Source organism: Photorhabdus africana (assembly GCF_035181445.1).
Lineage (GTDB): Bacteria > Pseudomonadota > Gammaproteobacteria > Enterobacterales > Enterobacteriaceae > Photorhabdus > Photorhabdus laumondii.
In genome coordinates, this window is sequence record NZ_JAXBVE010000330.1 from 1 (window position 1) to 223 (window position 223).

A 223-nucleotide genomic window follows, 5' to 3' on the forward strand; every position below is an offset into this window, starting at 1 on the left:
TCCCCTAAAATACGACCTTTATGGTTTGATTCAAGATTTATGACCAGAATAGTATCATTGACCCAAGCTTTATCTGGCGAGGTACTAAGAAACCCTTTTTCCGCAATGATGTTTCCCTCTGTAGTATATTTATCCAGTAAATTCTTAAGTTCTGATTTATCGAGTTTTAACCCCCGATAAACTTTTTTATGATCCGTTATAGCAAGCTCATTTAATCCCTCTG

1 pseudogene is annotated in these 223 nt (G+C 35.9%); it reads right to left on the reverse strand.

Annotation, left to right across the window (positions count from 1 at the left end):
* A pseudogene (locus SLS51_RS25015) lies at positions 1–223 on the reverse strand (SPI-2 type III secretion system effector NAD(+)--protein-arginine ADP-ribosyltransferase SpvB); the annotation flags it as partial.